Annotated in this window: 17 protein-coding genes; 14 read left to right on the forward strand and 3 right to left on the reverse strand. The window is 65.4% G+C overall.

What is annotated here, in order from left to right; translation table 11 throughout:
- Position 1 precedes the first annotated feature (1 nt).
- Complete coding sequence (locus tag BVH01_RS03175) at positions 2–1,417, reverse strand: acetyl-CoA carboxylase biotin carboxylase subunit (RefSeq protein ID WP_075928927.1); 1,416 nt, start codon at positions 1,415–1,417, stop codon at positions 2–4.
- A 188-nt stretch (positions 1,418–1,605) separates the two neighbouring features.
- Between BVH01_RS03175 and BVH01_RS03180 the strand changes: the two genes are divergently transcribed.
- Together BVH01_RS03180 and BVH01_RS03185 are read left to right on the forward strand one after the other, a co-directional pair.
- Entirely contained in the window at positions 1,606–2,556 is a 951-nt protein-coding gene (locus BVH01_RS03180) for a LysR family transcriptional regulator (RefSeq protein ID WP_075929136.1), read from the forward strand.
- 46 nt (positions 2,557–2,602) lie between these two features.
- Positions 2,603–3,274: a GntR family transcriptional regulator gene (locus BVH01_RS03185; RefSeq protein WP_075929137.1), complete on the forward strand. Its 672-nt coding sequence runs from the start codon at positions 2,603–2,605 to the stop codon at positions 3,272–3,274.
- Between the two features lie 332 nt (positions 3,275–3,606).
- Here BVH01_RS03185 and BVH01_RS03190 read toward each other — a convergent pair whose 3' ends face one another.
- A complete protein-coding gene (locus BVH01_RS03190) occupies positions 3,607–5,220 on the reverse strand; it encodes a murein L,D-transpeptidase (RefSeq protein ID WP_083659414.1) in 1,614 nt (537 codons plus the stop codon).
- Between the two features lie 152 nt (positions 5,221–5,372).
- On the opposite strand from BVH01_RS03190, the gene BVH01_RS03195 reads away from it, so the two are divergent.
- The 9 genes from BVH01_RS03195 to BVH01_RS03235 all read left to right on the forward strand — a co-directional run bounded on the left by BVH01_RS03195 (position 5,373) and on the right by BVH01_RS03235 (position 13,231).
- A complete protein-coding gene (locus tag BVH01_RS03195; RefSeq protein ID WP_075928928.1) occupies positions 5,373–6,086 on the forward strand; it encodes a murein L,D-transpeptidase catalytic domain family protein in 714 nt (237 codons plus the stop codon).
- Positions 6,087–6,304: 218 nt separating this feature from the next.
- Positions 6,305–6,895, forward strand: coding sequence for an amino acid synthesis family protein (locus BVH01_RS03200; RefSeq protein WP_075928929.1), 591 nt, complete (start codon positions 6,305–6,307; stop codon positions 6,893–6,895).
- A 13-nt stretch (positions 6,896–6,908) separates the two neighbouring features.
- Complete coding sequence (locus tag BVH01_RS03205; protein WP_075928930.1) at positions 6,909–7,742, forward strand: alpha/beta fold hydrolase; 834 nt, start codon at positions 6,909–6,911, stop codon at positions 7,740–7,742.
- A complete protein-coding gene (locus tag BVH01_RS03210) occupies positions 7,739–9,220 on the forward strand; it encodes an aldehyde dehydrogenase (protein ID WP_075928931.1) in 1,482 nt (493 codons plus the stop codon). Before BVH01_RS03205 ends, BVH01_RS03210 begins: the two co-directional genes overlap by 4 nt.
- Positions 9,221–9,240: 20 nt before the next feature.
- Complete coding sequence (locus BVH01_RS03215) at positions 9,241–9,726, forward strand: flavin reductase family protein (protein ID WP_075928932.1); 486 nt, start codon at positions 9,241–9,243, stop codon at positions 9,724–9,726.
- 108 nt (positions 9,727–9,834) lie between these two features.
- A complete protein-coding gene (locus BVH01_RS03220) occupies positions 9,835–11,286 on the forward strand; it encodes an NAD-dependent succinate-semialdehyde dehydrogenase (protein ID WP_075928933.1) in 1,452 nt (483 codons plus the stop codon).
- Positions 11,287–11,460: 174 nt separating this feature from the next.
- A complete protein-coding gene (locus tag BVH01_RS03225) occupies positions 11,461–11,859 on the forward strand; it encodes a carboxymuconolactone decarboxylase family protein (RefSeq protein WP_075928934.1) in 399 nt (132 codons plus the stop codon).
- Positions 11,860–11,912: 53 nt separating this feature from the next.
- Positions 11,913–12,662 carry a GntR family transcriptional regulator gene (locus BVH01_RS03230; RefSeq protein ID WP_075928935.1) on the forward strand — a complete coding sequence of 250 codons (750 nt, stop codon included), beginning with the start codon at positions 11,913–11,915 and terminating at the stop codon, positions 12,660–12,662.
- A 5-nt stretch (positions 12,663–12,667) separates the two neighbouring features.
- On the forward strand, positions 12,668–13,231 hold the full coding sequence (locus BVH01_RS03235; protein WP_075928936.1) for an NUDIX hydrolase: 564 nt from the start codon (positions 12,668–12,670) through the stop codon (positions 13,229–13,231).
- 437 nt (positions 13,232–13,668) lie between these two features.
- Here BVH01_RS03235 and BVH01_RS03240 read toward each other — a convergent pair whose 3' ends face one another.
- On the reverse strand, positions 13,669–14,637 hold the full coding sequence (locus BVH01_RS03240) for a DMT family transporter (protein ID WP_075928937.1): 969 nt from the start codon (positions 14,635–14,637) through the stop codon (positions 13,669–13,671).
- Between the two features lie 102 nt (positions 14,638–14,739).
- Between BVH01_RS03240 and BVH01_RS03245 the strand changes: the two genes are divergently transcribed.
- The 3 genes from BVH01_RS03245 to BVH01_RS03255 all read left to right on the forward strand — a co-directional run bounded on the left by BVH01_RS03245 (position 14,740) and on the right by BVH01_RS03255 (position 17,444).
- Positions 14,740–15,636 (forward strand): LysR family transcriptional regulator, encoded by an 897-nt coding sequence (locus BVH01_RS03245; RefSeq protein ID WP_075928938.1) that lies wholly within the window; start codon positions 14,740–14,742, stop codon positions 15,634–15,636.
- A gap of 81 nt (positions 15,637–15,717) precedes the next feature.
- Positions 15,718–16,431, forward strand: a complete 714-nt coding sequence (locus BVH01_RS03250; protein ID WP_075928939.1) for a GntR family transcriptional regulator — start codon at positions 15,718–15,720, stop codon at positions 16,429–16,431.
- Positions 16,428–17,444, forward strand: coding sequence for an ADP-ribosylglycohydrolase family protein (locus tag BVH01_RS03255; protein ID WP_075928940.1), 1,017 nt, complete (start codon positions 16,428–16,430; stop codon positions 17,442–17,444). Before BVH01_RS03250 ends, BVH01_RS03255 begins: the two co-directional genes overlap by 4 nt.
- The last annotated feature ends 26 nt before the right edge of the window (positions 17,445–17,470 follow it).

Genomic DNA, 17,470 nt, shown 5'->3' on the forward strand with positions numbered 1-17,470 from the left:
CTCACAGGCCGGCATGGGCGGCGATGGCGGCGGCGATGGCCAGGGCCAGTTCGCCCGGCTTGCGTTTGATCGAGTAGTTCAAGAGCTCGGGGTGGTTGTCGACGAAGCTGGTGTTGAAGCGCCCACTGCGGAATTCGTCGTTGGCGAGAATCTGCTGATAGTAGGTGGCGGTGGTCTTCACGCCCTGCACGCGCATGTCGTCCAGCGCCCGGGAGCCGCGGGCCAGGGCTTCTTCCCAGGTCAGCGCCCAGACGATCAGCTTCAGGCACATGGAGTCGTAGTACGGCGGAATGGTGTAGCCGGTGTAGATCGCCGTATCGGTGCGCACACCGGGGCCGCCGGGGGCGTAGTAACGGGTGATCTTGCCGAACGAGGGCAGGAAGTTGTTACGCGGATCCTCGGCGTTGATGCGGAATTGCAGCGCGAAGCCGCGGTACTGGATGTCTTCCTGCTTGATCGACAGCGCCAGGCCCGAGGCGATGCGGATCTGCTCGCGAACGATATCGATGCCGGTGATTTCCTCGGTGATGGTGTGCTCCACCTGCACCCGGGTATTCATCTCCATGAAGTACACCTCGCCCTCGGCGAGCAGGAACTCCACGGTGCCGGCGTTCTCGTAGCCCACCGCCTGTGCGGCGCGCACGGCGAGGTCGCCGATGTAGGCGCGCTGCTCCGGGGTGAGCTGCGGGCTGGGGGCGATCTCGATGAGCTTCTGGTTACGCCGCTGGATCGAGCAGTCACGCTCGTACAGGTGCACGGTATTGCCGAAGCCGTCGGCGAGGATCTGCGCCTCGATGTGCTTGGGGTTGACGATGCATTTTTCCAGGAACACTTCCGCACTGCCGAAGGCCTTGGTGGCCTCGGAGATTACCCGCGGGAATGCCTGTTCCAGCTCCTCGCGGCTGTTGCAGCGGCGAATGCCGCGGCCGCCACCGCCGGAGGTGGCTTTGAGCATGACCGGGTAGCCGATGCGGTCGCCTTCGCGCAGCGCCTCGGCGATATCCGCGACGTTGCCTTCGGTACCCGGCGTCACCGGCACACCGGCCTTGATCATGCTGCGTCGCGCTTCGGTCTTGTCGCCCATGCGGCGGATGACCTCGGCGCTCGGGCCGATGAACTTGATGCCGCGCTCGGCGCAGATTTCCGCCAGCTCGGCATTCTCGGAAAGAAAGCCATAGCCGGGGTGCAACGCATCACAGCCGGTTTCCACGGCCAGGTTCACCAGCTTGCGCGGGTTGAGGTAGCCGGCCAGCGGATCGTCACCGATACCGTAGGCCTCGTCGGCACGTTTGACGTGCAGCGCCTGACGGTCGGCATCCGAATAGATGGCCACCGAACGAATGTTCATTTCGGCGCAGGCCCGCACGATGCGCACCGCAATCTCGCCACGGTTGGCGATCAGGATTTTCTTGATCACGAGCCAACATCCTCGATCACGTGAACAGGCAACCCTTGAAGGGTCGATATATGACCGAATGATTCCAGACCGGTCTTTGGTCAAACCCTACGCCGCTGTAACAATTAACTAAAATCAATATTTGTTGGGTTCTGCATAAGTAAAAACTTATGCTCTGCGAACAAGAAACCACCCGAGTGGTGAATAAAATTCGCAAGTCATTGTTACGCATGACCTTTCGGCAGCTTCAGGTATTTCGCTCGGTGTGCGATCACTGCTCCTACAGCCGCGCTGCCGAAGAAATGGCCCTCACTCAGCCGGCCGTGAGCCTGCAGATTCGCCAGCTCGAAGAGCTGCTCGGCCAGCCTCTGTTCGACTACGTGGGCAAGAAGCTCTACCTGACCGAAGCTGCCGAAGCGCTGCAGCGGGCCAGCGAGGACATCTTCGGGCGCCTGGAGAGCCTCGACATGCAGCTCGCCGATCTCAAGGGCTCGCTGCAAGGGCAACTGAGCCTGGCAATCGAATCCAGCGCGAAGTACTTCGTTCCCCACCTTTTCGCCGCTTTTCGCCGCGAACACCCAGAAGTCAGCCTGCAGCTCACGGTGGTCAACCACACCCAGGCGGTGAGGCGGTTGAGCGCCAACCGCGACGACCTGTTGATCATGTCCCAGGTGCCATCGGACATGGCCCTGGAATTTCTGCCCTTTCTCAACAACCCGATCATCGCCGTGGCGCCCCCGGACCATCCGCTGAGCCAGGCCGAGACCCTGCAATTACAGGACCTCTGCGACTGGCCGCTGCTGGTACGCGAGCCGGGCTCGGGTACACGCCGCGCCTGCGAGGAGTACTGCCACCAGAAGCGATCCCACTTCGCGCAGATCCAGGAGGTCGGCTCCATGGAGGGCCAGCGCGAGGGCGTACTGGCCGGTCTGGGCCTGGCGCTGATTCCACGCCACGCAGTGCGCCGCGAGCTGCAGCTGGGCCTGCTGCGCGAGCTGCCGGTGGCCGAGCTGCCACTGCTGCGCAGCTGGTGCGTGCTGCACCCGCGCGGCAAGCACCTGTCGCCGGTGGCCCAGGCGTTCTTCAACTTCGTGCGCAACCAGCGCACGCAGATCGGCGCGCTGGCCGAGCAGTTCAGTGGCGTGGGCAATTCGCTGTAGGGCTTTCGTATATGATGATCAGAGCTCTTGTTTGGCAGGTGCCATTTTGCCCTTACCCCCTGAAAATGCGCCCAATCTGGGTATCGTGCCGCCCGCGTCGGAGGTGATCACCCGGCACCTGCGCGACGCCATCGTTGCCGGCCGCTTCGCCGAGGACGAGCCGATCCGCCAGGACGAGATCGCCCGGCTGTTCAACGTCAGCAAGATTCCCGTGCGCGAAGCGCTCAAGCGTCTGGAGGCCGAGGGGCTGGTGGTGTTCCAGCGCAACCGCGGGGCGATGGTCACGCGGATCGCCGAGGCGGAGCTGGCGCAGATGTTCGAGGTGCGCATCCTGCTCGAGGACAAGGCGCTGCGCCTGGCGATCCCCAACATGAGCGACGCGACCTTCGCCGAGGCCGAGCGCATCTGCGAAGCGTTCATCGGCGAGCACGACGTCGGCCACTGGGCTGCACTCAACTGGGCGCTGCACGCCTGTCTTTACGAGCCGGCGCAGCGGCCCTATCTGGTCAACCTGATCCGCTCGATCCACGACAAGCTGGAGCGCTACCTGCGGCTGCAGATGAGCCTTTCCGAGGGCAAGGATCGCGCCGACCAGGAGCACCGCGAGATCATCGCCGCCTGCCAGGCCGGGGACGTGGAACACGCGGCAGCGCTGCTCGAGCAGCACATCACCGGCGTGTGTCGGAGCTTGTTCGAGCATTTGCCTGGGCGGCGGTGAGTTGGCGGCCCCGCCAGACAGCGCTCTATCTTGTGCGGGAGCCGTGACCTCACGGCGAATGGCACTCACGACGCCGCTTTTGCGGGATGGCCACGATCGCGTCCTCTCCGGGTCGGGGCTCCTACGGGTGTAATGACTTCTCCCGATCCTGTGGGCCGCGACCTCGCGGCGAATAGCACTCACGACGCCGCTTTTGCGGGATGGCCACGATCGCGTCTCCCCGGGTCGGGGCTCCTACGAATTTGACGATCGCCCGCGACCCCGCGGGAGCGCGCCATGCGCGCGAAAAATCGCGGGTCCGGCGCACGCCCACAAATCCTGCCGCTCCGACTTCAAATCCGGTTCGACGCCTCCAGCGCCTTCAGCAGACGCGCGTCGTGGCCGTAGATATCCGGGCGGAACTGCACCTGCCCGTCCGCGCCGACCTGGGCCGTCCAGTAGGCCATCAGGATTGGCACCGGTTGCGGCAGGTCGGCGCGCAAGGTGCGGCCGCTGTCCCACTGTTTGACGATGCGCGCGCGCTCGGCTGGCGAGGCGCCAGCGAGCAACTGATCGACCAGTTCGGTAACCCGCTCGATGCGCACGCAGCCCGAACTGAACAGCCGCGGCAGGTTGTCGAACAGGCGCTGGCTCGGCGTGTCGTGCAGGTACACCGAAAACGGATTGGGGAAGCGAATCGCCACCTTGCCCAGCGGGCTGTGTGCACCCGCCGACTGGCGCACCATCACCCGGCCGGGGCGCTCCCAGTCGACGCCACGCGGGTCTACCGGATTGCCTTCGTAGTCGATCACCTGCATGTGGTTGGCGGCCAGGTAGCCGGCCGCGTCACGGCGCAACTCGGGTAGCTTGTCTTCCTTCAGGATGGTCGGCGGAATGGTCCAGGTCGGGTTGAGCGTCAGGTGAGTGATGCGCGAGCGCAGCAGCGGCGTCGGCCGCGCCGGGCGACCGACCTGGGTGCGCGCCTGCCAGGTGACGGCGTGGTCACGCAGGAACATCACCTCGGCGCCCGCCACGTCGATCAGCACGCTGGTCGGCTCGATCTCGTGGGACAGCCAGCGCAGGCGCTCCAGGTTGATGCGGATCTGGTCCATACGCTCGCTGGCGGAACGGTTCAGCTCGGCCAGGGTGCCGGGGCCGACCACGCCATCGGGCTTGAGCAGATGGTTGCGTTGGAAGGCCTTGACCGCCTCGACCAACGCCGTGGAGTACACCGACGTTTCCTCGGCGACCAGGGCCGGCGCGCCCTGGGACAGATCACCGTGCAGCTGCAGCCGTTGCTCCAGCAAGGGCACCCGGCCATCCACGGCGCCCGGCTTGAGTAGAGTGCCACCGGGAATCGCCAGCCACTGCGGTAATTGCTCGCGACGCAACTCGGCGTAGCGCTGACGCAATTGCTGGTAGGGGCCAAAATCCGGTCGCGCCTGGGCGAAAGCCTGTGCCGGGTCGGCCAGCCCCGCCTGGGCGATGGCCAGCAGCGGCGCCTGGCTCTGCTGCACCGCCATGCTCTCGGGCTCCCACAAGGGCTCGACCTTGGCCTGCTCTAGGCGCCCGTAGGTCAGATCCCGCAGGGCCTGCAGATATGCCGTGGTGGCGAGCACGTCGACACAGGCTTCGAGGCGCGGCGACGGATCGCTGACCGCCGCCAGTTCGCGCAGTGGCTCCAGATGGTAGGCGCGCGGCTCCAGGCCATCGTCGGCCAAGGCCTCCAACTGGGCGAACAGTACGGCCAGGTTTTCCTTGTTCCAGGCTGCTTGCGAGCCGCGCAGCAGATAGAACGGCTCCACCCATTCACGATCCTTGGCGGAGAGCTCAAGCACGGGCGTTACGCAGCTCAGACCGGGCTCGGCGAGCTGCTCCTGCAACGGGCTGGGCGGCGGGGTATCGGCCAGCGCCAGGGGTGCCGTCAGGGCCAGCGCCCAGGCAGCGGTTGAAGAGGGAGAAAACAAGGCACCGCTCCAATTTACGACAGAGTGAATGACAGCCCGTCGGAATCGTCCGCGGGAAAAGGGAACTCGGCTGCTAGAATTCCGAGCTTTGTTGTGCCCGTATCGCCTGGCGAAGGCGCGCCCCATCGAAGGCCAAAGCTCAGAGACTTGAAATGATGACCACGATTCAGCGCATTTGCTTAGCCTTTATTTGCCTGGCGTTGCCCGTTCCGTCCGTAATCGCCGCCACCCTGGCGCCGGATCCGCTGCTCGAGGGGCTGTCCGCACAAGCACCAGCGCTCGATCGCCAGGTCCTCAATCACGCCCTCGACGCGATGCGCTGCGCCATCAACAATGGTGCCGTACCTGCCCAACGCCTGGCCGTGATCGACTTCTCCAAACCCTCCAGTGATCGCCGCCTGTGGATCTTCGACCTCACCAAGAAGCGCTTGCTGCTGCACGACCTGGTCGCCCACGGCCAGCAATCCGGCGACAACTTCGCCACGCGCTTCTCCAACCGTGAAGGCAGCCATCAATCGAGCATCGGCCTGTTTCGCACCAGCGAAAGCTACACCGGCAAGCACGGCTACTCACTGCGCATGGACGGCCTGGAACCCGGCTTCAACGACCTGGCACGCCAGCGCGCCATCGTCATCCACCCCGCCGACTACGTGAACCCGGCCTGGATCAAGACCCAGGGCCGCATCGGCCGTAGCCAGGGCTGCCCGGCGGTGCGCCCGGAAGTTGCACGCATGGTGGTGGACAGCCTCAAGGGCGGCCAATTCATGTTTTCGTACTACCCCGACAAGCGCTGGCTGAAGGGCTCGGCGTTCATCAACTGCAAGCCTGCACTGGTCGCGGGCATCCTCAGCGCCAGGGAAGGCTGAGCCTTTCACCCCGCCTTTTGGCGATCGCACCTCGATAGCGTGCTGCGCTCCGGCAGCGCCAGCGCCCCATTGCGGCGACTCCAAATCATCTTTTCAGCACCACTGGCGCGCTCTCCGACTACCGCCAAGGCACCGTCACGCCTGGGATTCGGCAATGCTTGCATATTGTGTATTCTGGTATACCATAATACTCAACACCAACCAGCCGAGGAGCTGCCATGAGTTTCGAGATTCGCAAGATCGTCAGCTACACAGAGGAAACCCTGATCGAAGGTGGCAAGGCAACCGACAAGCCGGTCACCATGGTCGGCCTGGCCGTCGTGATCAAGAACCCGTGGGTTGGCAATGGCTTCGTCGAAGACCTCAAGCCGCAGATCAAGGCCAATTGCTCCGCCCTCGGTGAGCTGATGGTCGCGCGCCTGACCGCTGCCATCGGCGGCGCCGAGAAGATCGAAGCCTACGGCAAGGCCGCCGTGGTCGGTGCCGACGGTGAAATCGAGCATGCCTCAGCCGTCATCCACACCCTGCGCTTCGGCAACCACTACCGCGAGGCGGTAAAGGCCAAGAGCTACCTGTCGTTCACCAACAAGCGTGGCGGCCCGGGCACCTCGATCCAGATCCCGATGATGCACAAGGACGACGAAGGCCTGCGCTCGCACTACATCACCCTGGAGATGCAGATCGAAGACGCCCCGCGCGCCGACGAGATCGTCGTGGTGCTGGGCGCCGCTGACGGTGGTCGCCTGCATCCGCGCATCGGCAACCGCTACATCGATCTGGAAGAACTGGCAGCCGAGAAGGCGCAGTAATCGGGAGCAGGCCATGATTCGGCACCTCGCTGAACGTACCCCCGCCGGCACCAGTTACCGGGTGATCGGCCAGGGCCAACCCGTGGTACTGATCCACGGCGTGGGCCTGAACAAAGACATGTGGGGCGGCCAGGTCGTTGGCCTGGCACAGCATTTCCAGGTCATCGTCTACGACATGCTCGGCCACGGCGACAGCCCGCGCCCGTCGGTAGACACCGACCTGGCCGGTTACGCCGACCAGTTGCGTGAACTGCTCGACCACCTCGGCCTGCCGCAGGCCATGGTGATCGGCTTCTCGATGGGCGGCCTGGTAGCTCGAGCCTTCGCGCTGCACCATCCGCAGCGCATCGGCGCCCTGGTGGTGCTCAACAGCGTGTTCAACCGCAGCCCGGAGCAGCGCGCCGGCGTCACCGCGCGCACCGCCCAGGCCGCCGAACATGGCCCGGATGCCAACGCCGAAGCGGCGCTATCGCGTTGGTTCAGCCGTGAGTACCAGGCCGCCAACCCGGCGCAGATCGCCGCCATTCGCCAGACCCTAGCGGGCAACGATGCCCAGGGTTACCTGACCACCTACACGCTGTTCGCCACCCAGGACATGTACCGCGCCGACGACCTGGCCGAGATCCAGGTACCGACGCTGATCGCCACCGGCGAGCTCGACCCGGGCTCCACGCCGCAGATGGCCGAACAGCTGGCGCAGTGCATTCCCGGCGCGCGCGCCGTGGTGCTGGCCGAGCAACGGCATATGATGCCGGTGGAATCGCCGCGCCTGGTCAACCAGATGCTGCTGGAATTCCTCGAAGAAGCCTGCCAGTTGCAAGACATCGCCAAGGGGATCGTCGCATGACACTCACACGCTATCAGATGTGCATTGACGGCCAGTGGGTCGACGCGCAATCGGGCAAGACCTTCGAGAGCCTCGACCCGGCCCGCGCCCAGGCCTGGGCCGTACTGCCCGACGCCGCCGGCGAAGACGTCGAGCGCGCCGTGCAGGCCGCTCAGGCAGCCTTCGAAAACCCGGCCTGGCGTGGCCTCAGTGCCACCGCCCGAGGCAAGCTGCTGCGCCGCCTCGGTGACCTGATCGCCGAAAACAAGGAAGCCCTGGCCCAGCTGGAAAGCCGCGACAACGGCAAGCTGATCCGCGAAACCCGCGGCCAGGTCGGCTACCTGCCGGAGTTCTTCCACTACACCGCGGGCCTGGCCGACAAGCTCGAAGGCGGCACCCTGCCCCTCGATAAACCGGACATGTTCGCCTACACCACCCACGAACCGATTGGCGTGGTAGCCGGGATCATCCCCTGGAACAGCCCGCTGTACCTGACCGCGATCAAGCTCGCCCCGGCCCTGGCCGCCGGCAACACCATCGTGCTCAAGCCCTCGGAACATGCCTCGGCGACCATTCTCGAACTGGCCCGCCTGGCCCTCGAAGCCGGCTTCCCGGCCGGGGTGGTCAACGTGGTCACCGGCTACGGGCCGACCACCGGCGCGGCGCTGACCAGCCACCCGCTGGTGCGCAAGATCGCCTTCACCGGCGGTGCCGCCACTGCCCGCCACGTGGTGCGCGCCAGTGCCGAGAACTTCGCCAAGCTGTCGCTGGAGCTGGGCGGCAAGTCGCCGAACATCATCTTCGCCGATGCCGACCTGGACAGCGCCATCAACGGCGTGGTCGCCGGCATCTACGCCGCCTCCGGGCAGAGCTGCGTGGCCGGCTCGCGCCTGCTGGTGCAGGACAGCATCTACGACGAATTCGTCGAGCGCCTGGTCGAGCGCGCCAAGCGCATCCGCATTGGCAACCCCCAGGACGACGCCAGCGAAATGGGCCCCATGGCCACCGCCCAGCAACTGGCGGTGGTCGAAGGCCTGGTCGCCACAGCCGTGGCCGAAGGTGCGAAACTGCGCCTGGGTGGTAAACGTCCGCAGGTCGACGGTGAAGGCTGGTACTACGAGCCGACCCTGTTCGAATGCGACAGCCACTCGATGACCATCATGCAGGAAGAGGTCTTCGGCCCGGTCGCCTCGGTGATTCGTTTCAAGGACGAAGCCGACGCCCTGGCCATGGCCAACGACTCGCAGTTCGGCCTTGCCGCCGGCATCTGGACCCGCGACCTGGGTCGCGCCCATCGCATGGCCAAAGGCGTGCGCTCGGGCATCATCTGGGTCAACACCTACCGCGCCGTATCGGCCATGGCACCGATCGGCGGTTTCAAGAACAGCGGCTACGGCCGTGAAAGCGGCATCGATTCGGTGCTGGCCTACACCGAGCTGAAAACGGTGTGGATCAACCTGTCGCAAGCGCCAATGCCCGACCCGTTCGTGATGCGCTGAGCGCATCGAGGAAAAGCAAAATGATCGAACCCGGACTCTACAAATCCGTCATGGCCGCCTTCCCTTCGGGCGTGACCATCGTCACCACCCAGGGCCCCGATGGCGGCATCGTCGGCATCACCGCCAGCGCCTTCAGCGCGCTGTCCATCGACCCGGCGCTGGTACTGTTCTGCCCCAACTACGCCTCCGATTCCTACCCGGTGCTACGCGACAGCAAGCGTTTCGCCATCCACCTGCTGTCCGCCGAGCAGCAGAAGGAAGCCTACGCCTTCGCCGGCAAAGGCAAGGACAAGGCCGCCGGTATCGAGTGGACGCTCAGCGAGCTGGGCAACCCGCTGCTGAACAACGCCGCAGCGATCATCGAGTGTGAGCTGTGGCGCGAGTATGACGGTGGCGACCACGCGATCATGGTCGGTGCGGTGAAGAACCTGATCCTGCCCGAGGACGCCCCGGTGCCGATGATCTACCACCGCGGCAAGCTCGGCGCCCTGCCGGCATTTGCCTGAGCTGCTGACCATCGGCCTGCCACAGGCTGATGGCCAACACGCTGCACATCCTTTCTTTGGCCGTGCTCACTCACCCTCGAGCACGGCCTGTTTTATTCTGGAGCCGCCATGACGCCCGAAGCCTCGCGCCTGTTCCGCCAGCACGCCTACCTCGACGGCCAGTGGCTGGCCGCCGATCAAGGCAACACCCAAGCCATCTTCAACCCCGCCAATGGCGAAGAGATCGGCCGGGTACCCGACATGGGCAGCGCCGAAACCCGCCGTGCCATCGTCGCCGCCAACGCCGCCTGGCCAGCCTGGCGGGCACGCACCGCCAAGGAACGCAGCGCCATCCTCAAGCGCTGGCACGCCCTGATGCTGGAAAACGCCGACGCGCTGGCCGAGATTCTCACCCTCGAGCAGGGCAAGCCGTTGGCCGAGGCCCGTGGCGAGATTCTCTACGCCGCCAGCTTCATCGAGTGGTTCGCCGAGGAAGCCAAGCGCATATACGGTGACACCATTCCCAGCCACAAGCCCGATGCGCGCATCGTGGTGACCAAGGAGCCGATCGGCGTGGTCGCCGCGATCACGCCGTGGAATTTCCCGGCGGCGATGATCACCCGCAAGGTCGGCCCGGCCCTGGCCGCCGGCTGCCCGTGCATCGTCAAGCCGGCGCCGGAAACGCCGTTCTCGGCCCTGGCGCTGGCCGCCCTGGCCGAAGAAGCCGGGCTGCCCGCCGGCCTGCTCAACGTGATCACCGGTGATGCGGTGGCCATCGGCAACGAACTGTGCGCCAGTGCCGACGTGCGCAAGCTGTCGTTCACCGGCTCCACGCCGATCGGCAAGCTGCTGATGCAGCAGTGCGCCAGCACCTTGAAAAAGGTCTCTCTGGAACTGGGTGGCAACGCGCCGTTCATCGTCTTCGATGACGCCGACCTGGAGCGCGCCGTCGACGGTGCCATGGTCGCCAAGTACCGCAATGCCGGGCAGACCTGCGTGTGCGTGAACCGCTTCCTGGTACAGGACGGCATCCACGATGCCTTCGTCGCCCGCCTGGCCGAGCGCGTACGCGAGCTGAAAGTCGCCGATGGCTTTACCGATGGCGCCCAGCAAGGCCCGCTGATCAACAACCGGGCTGTGGACAAGGTCGCCGATCACGTCGCCGATGCCCTGGGCAAAGGCGCCCGGCTGGTCTGCGGCGGCGAGCGCCACGCCCTCGGCCACGGCTTCTACCAGCCCACCGTACTGAGTGAGGTGACCATCGAGATGAAGGTCGCCCGCGACGAAACCTTCGGCCCGCTGGCCGCGGTGTTCCGCTTCAGCGACGAGGCCCAGGCGATCAGCATGGCCAACGACACCGAATTCGGCCTGGCCGCCTACTGCTATACCCGCGACCTGGGTCGCGCCTGGCGGATGAGCGAGGCGCTGGAATATGGCATGGTCGGCATCAACGAAGGGCTGATCTCCACGGAAGTGGCGCCCTTCGGCGGCATCAAGTCCTCCGGCCTGGGCCGTGAGGGTTCGCACTACGGCATCGACGATTACCTGGAAATCAAATACACCCTGATGGGTGGGCTGTAGGGTCAGGCGACTACATGGCGGGCGCGGCCTTTCGTAGGGTGGGCCGGGGCGCGTAGCTGCCGCTTCATCCGTCCACCGCCCCGTGGTCGCAACGGTGGATGAAAAGAGCGTCATCCACCCTACAGCTGCTCTGCCTTCCAGAAACCTCACCGCCAGCCAACCGAGAGAACCGACATGAACAACGACAAGTACGAAAAGGGCCTGAAGATTCGCACCCAGGTGCTGGGCGAGGCCTACGTGAAGCGCTCGGTGGAGAACGCCGACGACTTCAACCGCCCGCTACAGGAGCTGGTCACCGAATACTGCTGGGGACACGTGTGGGGCCGGGAAGGCTTATCGATGCAGGAACGCAGCATGATAAACTTGGCCATGATTTCCGCGCTCAATCGCCCGCACGAACTGAAGCTGCACATTCGCGGCGCCCTGCGTAACGGCCTCAGCCGTGAGCAGATCCGCGAGATCCTGCTTCAGGTCGGTATCTACTGTGGCGTGCCTGCCGCGGTCGACAGCTTCCGCATCGCCCGCGAAGCCTTCGCCGAAGCGGATGCCGAGCAGCAGCAACCCGAGGCATAACCGGCCAAGGCAATGCGATGAGTGCGCCCATACCTATAACGCGAGCACTAACCATGAAACGCCAGCCGATCGACGACAGCTTCAAGGTCAACCGCAATCCCGTGACCCTGCGGGAAATCGTTCTGGACAAGCTGCGCAGCGCCATCATGAACTTCCAGTTGCTGCCCGGCGATCGTCTGGTGGAGCGCGACCTCTGCGATCGCCTGGGCGTCAGCCGCACCTCGGTACGCGAGGCGCTGCGCCACCTGGAATCCGAAGGCCTGGTCGAATTTGCCGACGCCAAGGGCCCGCGCGTGGCGATCATCACCTTGGAAGATGCCTGCGACCTCTACGAGCTGCGCTGCGCACTGGAAGGCATGATCGTCCAGCTGTTTACCCTGCGTGCCCGCGCCAAGGACATCCGCGCCCTGGAACGCGCCCTGGAGAACAACCGCCAGACCCTGGAGAAAGGCGAACTGCCCGACGTGCTGGAGTCGGTGCAGGAGTTCTACGACGTGCTGCTTGAAGGCTGCGGCAACGAGGCGGCGGCCACCCAGCTGCGCCAGTTGCAGGCACGCATCAGCTACCTGCGCGCCACCTCGGTGTCGCAGAGCAACCGCCGCAGCACCAGCAACCAGGAAATGGAGCGCATGGTCGAGGCGATCAAGAGCGGCGACCCGATCGCCGCCCACCAAGCCTCGGTGGATCACGTGCGCGCCGCGGCCAAAGTCGCCCTGGAATACCTCGAAGCCAAGCAGGAAGGTGCCAAGGCCCGTGACATCGTCGCGCCCATCGGCCTCAAAGACCCGCGTATCGGAAGCTGACCACCATGCCCAGCCCGCGCTTCTGTAATCAATGCGGCAGCGCGACGCTGGAACGGCGTCGCCCGGCAGGCGACGACCACCACCGCCTGGTGTGCGCCGGCTGCGGGCACATCCACTACGAAAACCCGAAGATCATCACCGGCTGCATCATCGAGCAGGACGGCCGCTACCTGCTGTGCCAACGCGCCATCGCCCCGCGCATCGGCACCTGGACGCTGCCGGCCGGCTTCATGGAAAACGGCGAGACCACCGAAGAGGCCGCCCTGCGCGAAGTGCGCGAGGAAGCCGGCGTGGTGGCGGAAATCACCTGCCCCTATTCGGTGTTCAGCGTGCCCTCGATCAGCGAGGTGTACCTGATCTTCCGCGCCCGTCTGCTGCACGACACCGGCTACTTCGGCAGCGAAACCTCGGCCCGCCGCTTCTTCGCCCCCGAGGACATCCCCTGGGAGCAGATCTACTACCCGGCCATCCGGCAGATCCTGGAACGCTACATCGCCGAGCGCGAGGCGGGCATCTACGGCATCTACATGGGCAGCGACGATACCGGCAAGGTGCATTTCATCCGCTAGCGCGTTGTAGCGCTAAGTGGCGGGAGCGGCCGTTCGGCTGCTTTGCTTTTTGGTGCTCCTCATGCCACAAAATTTGCAGGCGACACCAATCGCCCCTTCAGGAGGCCGAGCGGAATCGTTGTGGAGAGGGTTGAGCCGCATGGATGCCGCGAGAGCCGCGATGGGCCAGGGATGGCCCTTCGCGGCGTGCCCTCGGAGCAATGATGGAGTGAGGGAACCCCAGCGAAGCTGGGGCCGCATGTCGGGGCTAGACCTTTTGGTTTCTTTTGGGGCGATGCCAAAAGAAACCCGCTCGTCAGAGCGGAACCGGACGTATGAGCAACGCGATAATGCTAACAAGCCACAGCTTACGCACGGCGTATGAAACTTAAAAAGCTCGGGGCTAAAGCCCTTCCTACGCGTTATACGAACGGCCGCTTCTGCCTTGCTGCAGCCGCTCAACTCACCGAACTCGGCTTGCTCCCCGCAACCTCGGCAACCACGGCCTTCTTCGCCGCGCGCGGCTTGAGCTGCCAGATACCGAACATCACCAGCGCCAGCCCGGCCATCTGGTACGGCGAGATGGCTTCGCCGAGCAGCGCCCAGGCGGCAAAAATGGTCAGCACCGGGCCGAGGTTGCCGACGGCGGCGGTGTGGGTGGTGCCGATGCGCTGGATCGCCAGGGCCATCCAGTACACCGGTAACACGGTGGAAATCAGCGCCATCAGCACCGCGCAGAGCCATACCTGGGCCGGTTGCGCGAGCAGGCTGCCGGCCGGTTCGGTAGCGGCGAAATGTGCCAGCACCATCAGCGACGACGCACTGCCGGCCAGGCCGGCCAGGCGCATCGAGCCCAGACGTTTCACCATCACCCCGGTGCCCAGGTAGTACAACGCGTAAGTCACGGCGCTGGCGAATACCCAGAGCGAGCCGATGATCACCTGGCTGCCCATATCGGTGGCCCCGATGTCGTGTATCAGCGCCACCCCCAAGCCGAGATAGCAGACTGCCATCGCCAGCAACGTGCGACGGCTGGGGCGTTCGCGGAAGGCGATCATCTGGAACACCAGCACCAGGGTTGGGTAGGTGAACAGGATCAAGCGCTCCAACCCCGCGGTGATGTATTGCAGCCCGTAGAAATCGAACAGGCTCGACAGGTAATAGCCAAACAGCGCCAGCACCACGACACGGGCGCCGTCGCCGGGCGAGAAGCGACCGCCAGTGCCGCCGCGGCTCAACCAGACCAGCCACAGGAACAACGGCAGGGCGAGGGTCATGCGCATCGCCAGCAGGGTAATCGCCTCCACGGGGGCGGCGGCATAGGCCAGCTTGACGAAGATCGCCTTCATGCTGAAACCGGCAGCGGAAAGGATGGCGAACAGGCTGCCGTTACTGGCGCAGCGCTGAAAAAACGAGGAAGGGCTCATGACGATCGGTATCCGGTGCAGGGAACAGTTATTCTGATCCGAATGGCGCCAGCCAAGAATCGGTATTTCCGTAAGACTGCCTTCTGTTTTGGAGAACCCTCGGTGCATTTCGATCTCGTGGATGTGCGACTACTCGTCGCCATCGCCTCGACCGGCAGCCTCAGCAAGGCCGCGGCTACTTTTCCGGTAGCGGTGTCGGCGGCCAGCACTCGGCTACGGCAGTTCGAGGAGCGCTGCCAGGTCAGCCTGTTCGCCCGCCATGCCAACGGCATGACGCCGACCCCGGCAGGGCGCCTGGTGCTCGAAGCCTGCCGGCGCATCCTCAACGAAACCCAGCGGCTTGACGACAACCTGCAGGCATTGTCCGGTCAGCAGCGGGTGGTGCTCAAGCTGTGCGCCTCGACGGTGGCCAACAGCACCTTCCTGCCAGCGGCGCTCGGTCCCTTCCTGGCCGATTACCCGGAAGTGGATCTGCAACTGACCGAAGGCACCAGCCGCTCCATCCTGCGCGGCGTGCAGGCCGGTGAATTCGATCTGGGCGTCTACGACGGCAACCAACCAACTGGCGGCTTACTGTCATTGCCGTTTCGCGACGACCGCCTGGTGCTGCTGGTGCCTCAAGGCCATGCCCTGGCTGGTCGGCGACAGGCCAAACTGGTGGAAGCGCTGGGCTTTCCCTACATCGGCCTGCCGGCTGAACGCGCGATGCAGCGCTTCATCGAGGACAAGGCCATCGCTGCCGGTATCGCCCTGCGGGTGCGAGTTCGGGCGCCGAGCTTCGATGCCATCGCTCAGTTGGTCGCCCAAGGTGCAGGCCTGGCCATGTTGCCCGAGGCCGCCGCCTCACGGCTGGCCCAGGAACTGCCGCTGACCCTGGTCGACATCGCCGATAGCTGGGCCAGCCGCGAATTGCGCCTGTGCATCAGAGACTGGCAGAGCCTGCCGTCCCACGCCCGCCAATTGGTGAGTCACCTTTCAGGCGTCGCCCACCCCGGCTGAACGGCCTCCAGTACAGCCCGAAACGCACCGTCTGCCGAAAAGCACTTGCGAGCGAAGCGTTCTGGGGGTACTAATTTGTACATGATTAGACAGGTTCGATTCGACAAGAAAACCCGTGTGGTTCACGCCTTGGCCAAACGCATCGAGCAAGGCGAGCTCGGCGCTGGCGAGCGGCTGCCCGGTGAACACGAGCTGGCAGCGGCCTTCGACGTCAGCCGCGGCACGCTGCGCGAGGCGCTTTCCGAGCTCAAGCGGCGCAACTACATCGGCACACAGCCGGGCGTCGGCTCGGTGGTCACCTATGACGGCGTGCCCCTGCATCAGGGTGGCGGCTGGGCGCAGGCCCTCGCCGCCGGTGGCGTGCAGGTCCAGACCGAGCTGCTGAGCATTGCCAGTGTGGAGCACGACGAGTTCGCCGAGCGATTCGGCCGCGCACGCTTCATGCTCGTCGAACGTCGCCGACGGGCTGCCGATGGCAGCCTGGTGTCGCTCGAGCGTGCGCTGATTCCAGCCTGCGATGGCCTGGAAAACCTCGCCGAGGAGGGCCTGCTCGAGAACTCACTGACCGCCACACTGGCCGCCCACGGCTACCGCGCCGGGCAGGGCAAGCAGTGGATCGGTGCCGCGCCGCTCGACATCGATGCCGCCAACCAGCTGCAACGCGCGCCGGGCAGCGTATTCCTCAGGGTAGTCAGGGAAACCTTCGACAGCCGCGGGCGCTTCATGGAGCGCGTCGAGAGCTACCTCGACCCGCTGCACTTTCAACTCCATCTCGAATTCGGGGACGCCCAGTGAACCAGCTTTCCACCGCGCGAGACCGCGCGCTCGGCGCTTTCCACGGATTGGCACTGGGCGATGCGCTCGGCATGCCGACCCAGTCGCTGTCCCGCGAACAGATTCGCGCACGCTATGGCCGTATCGACGGCCTGATCGATGCCGACGCCGACCAACCCATCGCCCCGAACATGCCGGCCGGCGCGATCACCGACGATACCGAGCAGGCGATTCTGGTTGGCGAGCTGCTGGTCGAGGGCCAAGGCCGCATCGCAGCGACCGACCTGGCGCAGCGCCTGATCGACTGGGAAGCGGCCATGCGCGCCAAGGGTTCGCAGGACTTGCTCGGCCCGTCGACCAAGCGCGCCATCGAGATGATTCTCGCCGGCGCCAGCCCGGAACAGGCCGGGCGCTTCGGCACTACCAACGGCGCGGCGATGCGCATCACGCCAGTGGGTATCGCCGCCGACGTGCGTGACCCCGAGCACTTCATGACGCAGGTGCTGCAGGCCTGCCAAGTGACCCACAACACCGGCCTGGGTATCGCCAGCGCCGCTGCAGTGGCGGCGGTGGTGTCGGCAGGCATCAATGGCGACGGCCTGGCCAGCGCCCTGGACAACGGAGTCGCGGCGGCCCGGCAAGGCCAGCGACTCGGCCATTGGGTGGCCGGCGGCGACATCGCGGCACGCATCGAGTGGACCGCGCGGCTCTGCGACGCCGCCAGCCCTGACGCTTTGGCCGACCTGATCTACGAGGTGATCGGCACCTCGGTGGCGTCCCAGGAGTCCGTGGTCGCCGCGTTCGCCCTGGCGCGCGCGGTCGCCAACGGCCAACTGACGCCCTATGAGGCCCTGTGCATGGCCGCTAGCCTGGGTGGCGACACCGACACCATCGCCGCGGTACTCGGCGCCATGCTCGGCGCGACCCATGGCCTGGGCGCGTGGCCGAGCGAAGCGCTGGCACAGGTCTGCGCGGTGAGCCAGATCGACCTGGCGCCGCTGACCGACCGGCTGCTGGCCTTGCGAACGATCTGAACCCCTGGGTGGCCGCCCCTGCGCTC

This window comes from Pseudomonas sp. PA1(2017), from assembly GCF_001945375.1.
GTDB lineage: Bacteria > Pseudomonadota > Gammaproteobacteria > Pseudomonadales > Pseudomonadaceae > Aquipseudomonas.

Excerpts from the sequence above, each read along its gene's own strand:
- BVH01_RS03200 (WP_075928929.1), top strand. The coding sequence starts at position 6,305 with ATGAGTTTCGAGATTCGCAAGATCGTCAGCTACACAGAGGAAACCCTG.
- BVH01_RS03225 (WP_075928934.1), top strand. The coding sequence starts at position 11,461 with ATGAACAACGACAAGTACGAAAAGGGCCTGAAGATTCGCACCCAGGTG.
- BVH01_RS03230 (WP_075928935.1), top strand. The coding sequence starts at position 11,913 with ATGAAACGCCAGCCGATCGACGACAGCTTCAAGGTCAACCGCAATCCC.
- BVH01_RS03240 (WP_075928937.1), bottom strand. The coding sequence starts at position 14,637 with ATGAGCCCTTCCTCGTTTTTTCAGCGCTGCGCCAGTAACGGCAGCCTG.
- BVH01_RS03215 (WP_075928932.1), top strand. The coding sequence starts at position 9,241 with ATGATCGAACCCGGACTCTACAAATCCGTCATGGCCGCCTTCCCTTCG.
- BVH01_RS03250 (WP_075928939.1), top strand. The coding sequence starts at position 15,718 with ATGATTAGACAGGTTCGATTCGACAAGAAAACCCGTGTGGTTCACGCC.
- BVH01_RS03235 (WP_075928936.1), top strand. The coding sequence starts at position 12,668 with ATGCCCAGCCCGCGCTTCTGTAATCAATGCGGCAGCGCGACGCTGGAA.
- BVH01_RS03210 (WP_075928931.1), top strand. The coding sequence starts at position 7,739 with ATGACACTCACACGCTATCAGATGTGCATTGACGGCCAGTGGGTCGAC.
- BVH01_RS03205 (WP_075928930.1), top strand. The coding sequence starts at position 6,909 with ATGATTCGGCACCTCGCTGAACGTACCCCCGCCGGCACCAGTTACCGG.
- BVH01_RS03220 (WP_075928933.1), top strand. The coding sequence starts at position 9,835 with ATGACGCCCGAAGCCTCGCGCCTGTTCCGCCAGCACGCCTACCTCGAC.
- BVH01_RS03195 (WP_075928928.1), top strand. The coding sequence starts at position 5,373 with ATGATGACCACGATTCAGCGCATTTGCTTAGCCTTTATTTGCCTGGCG.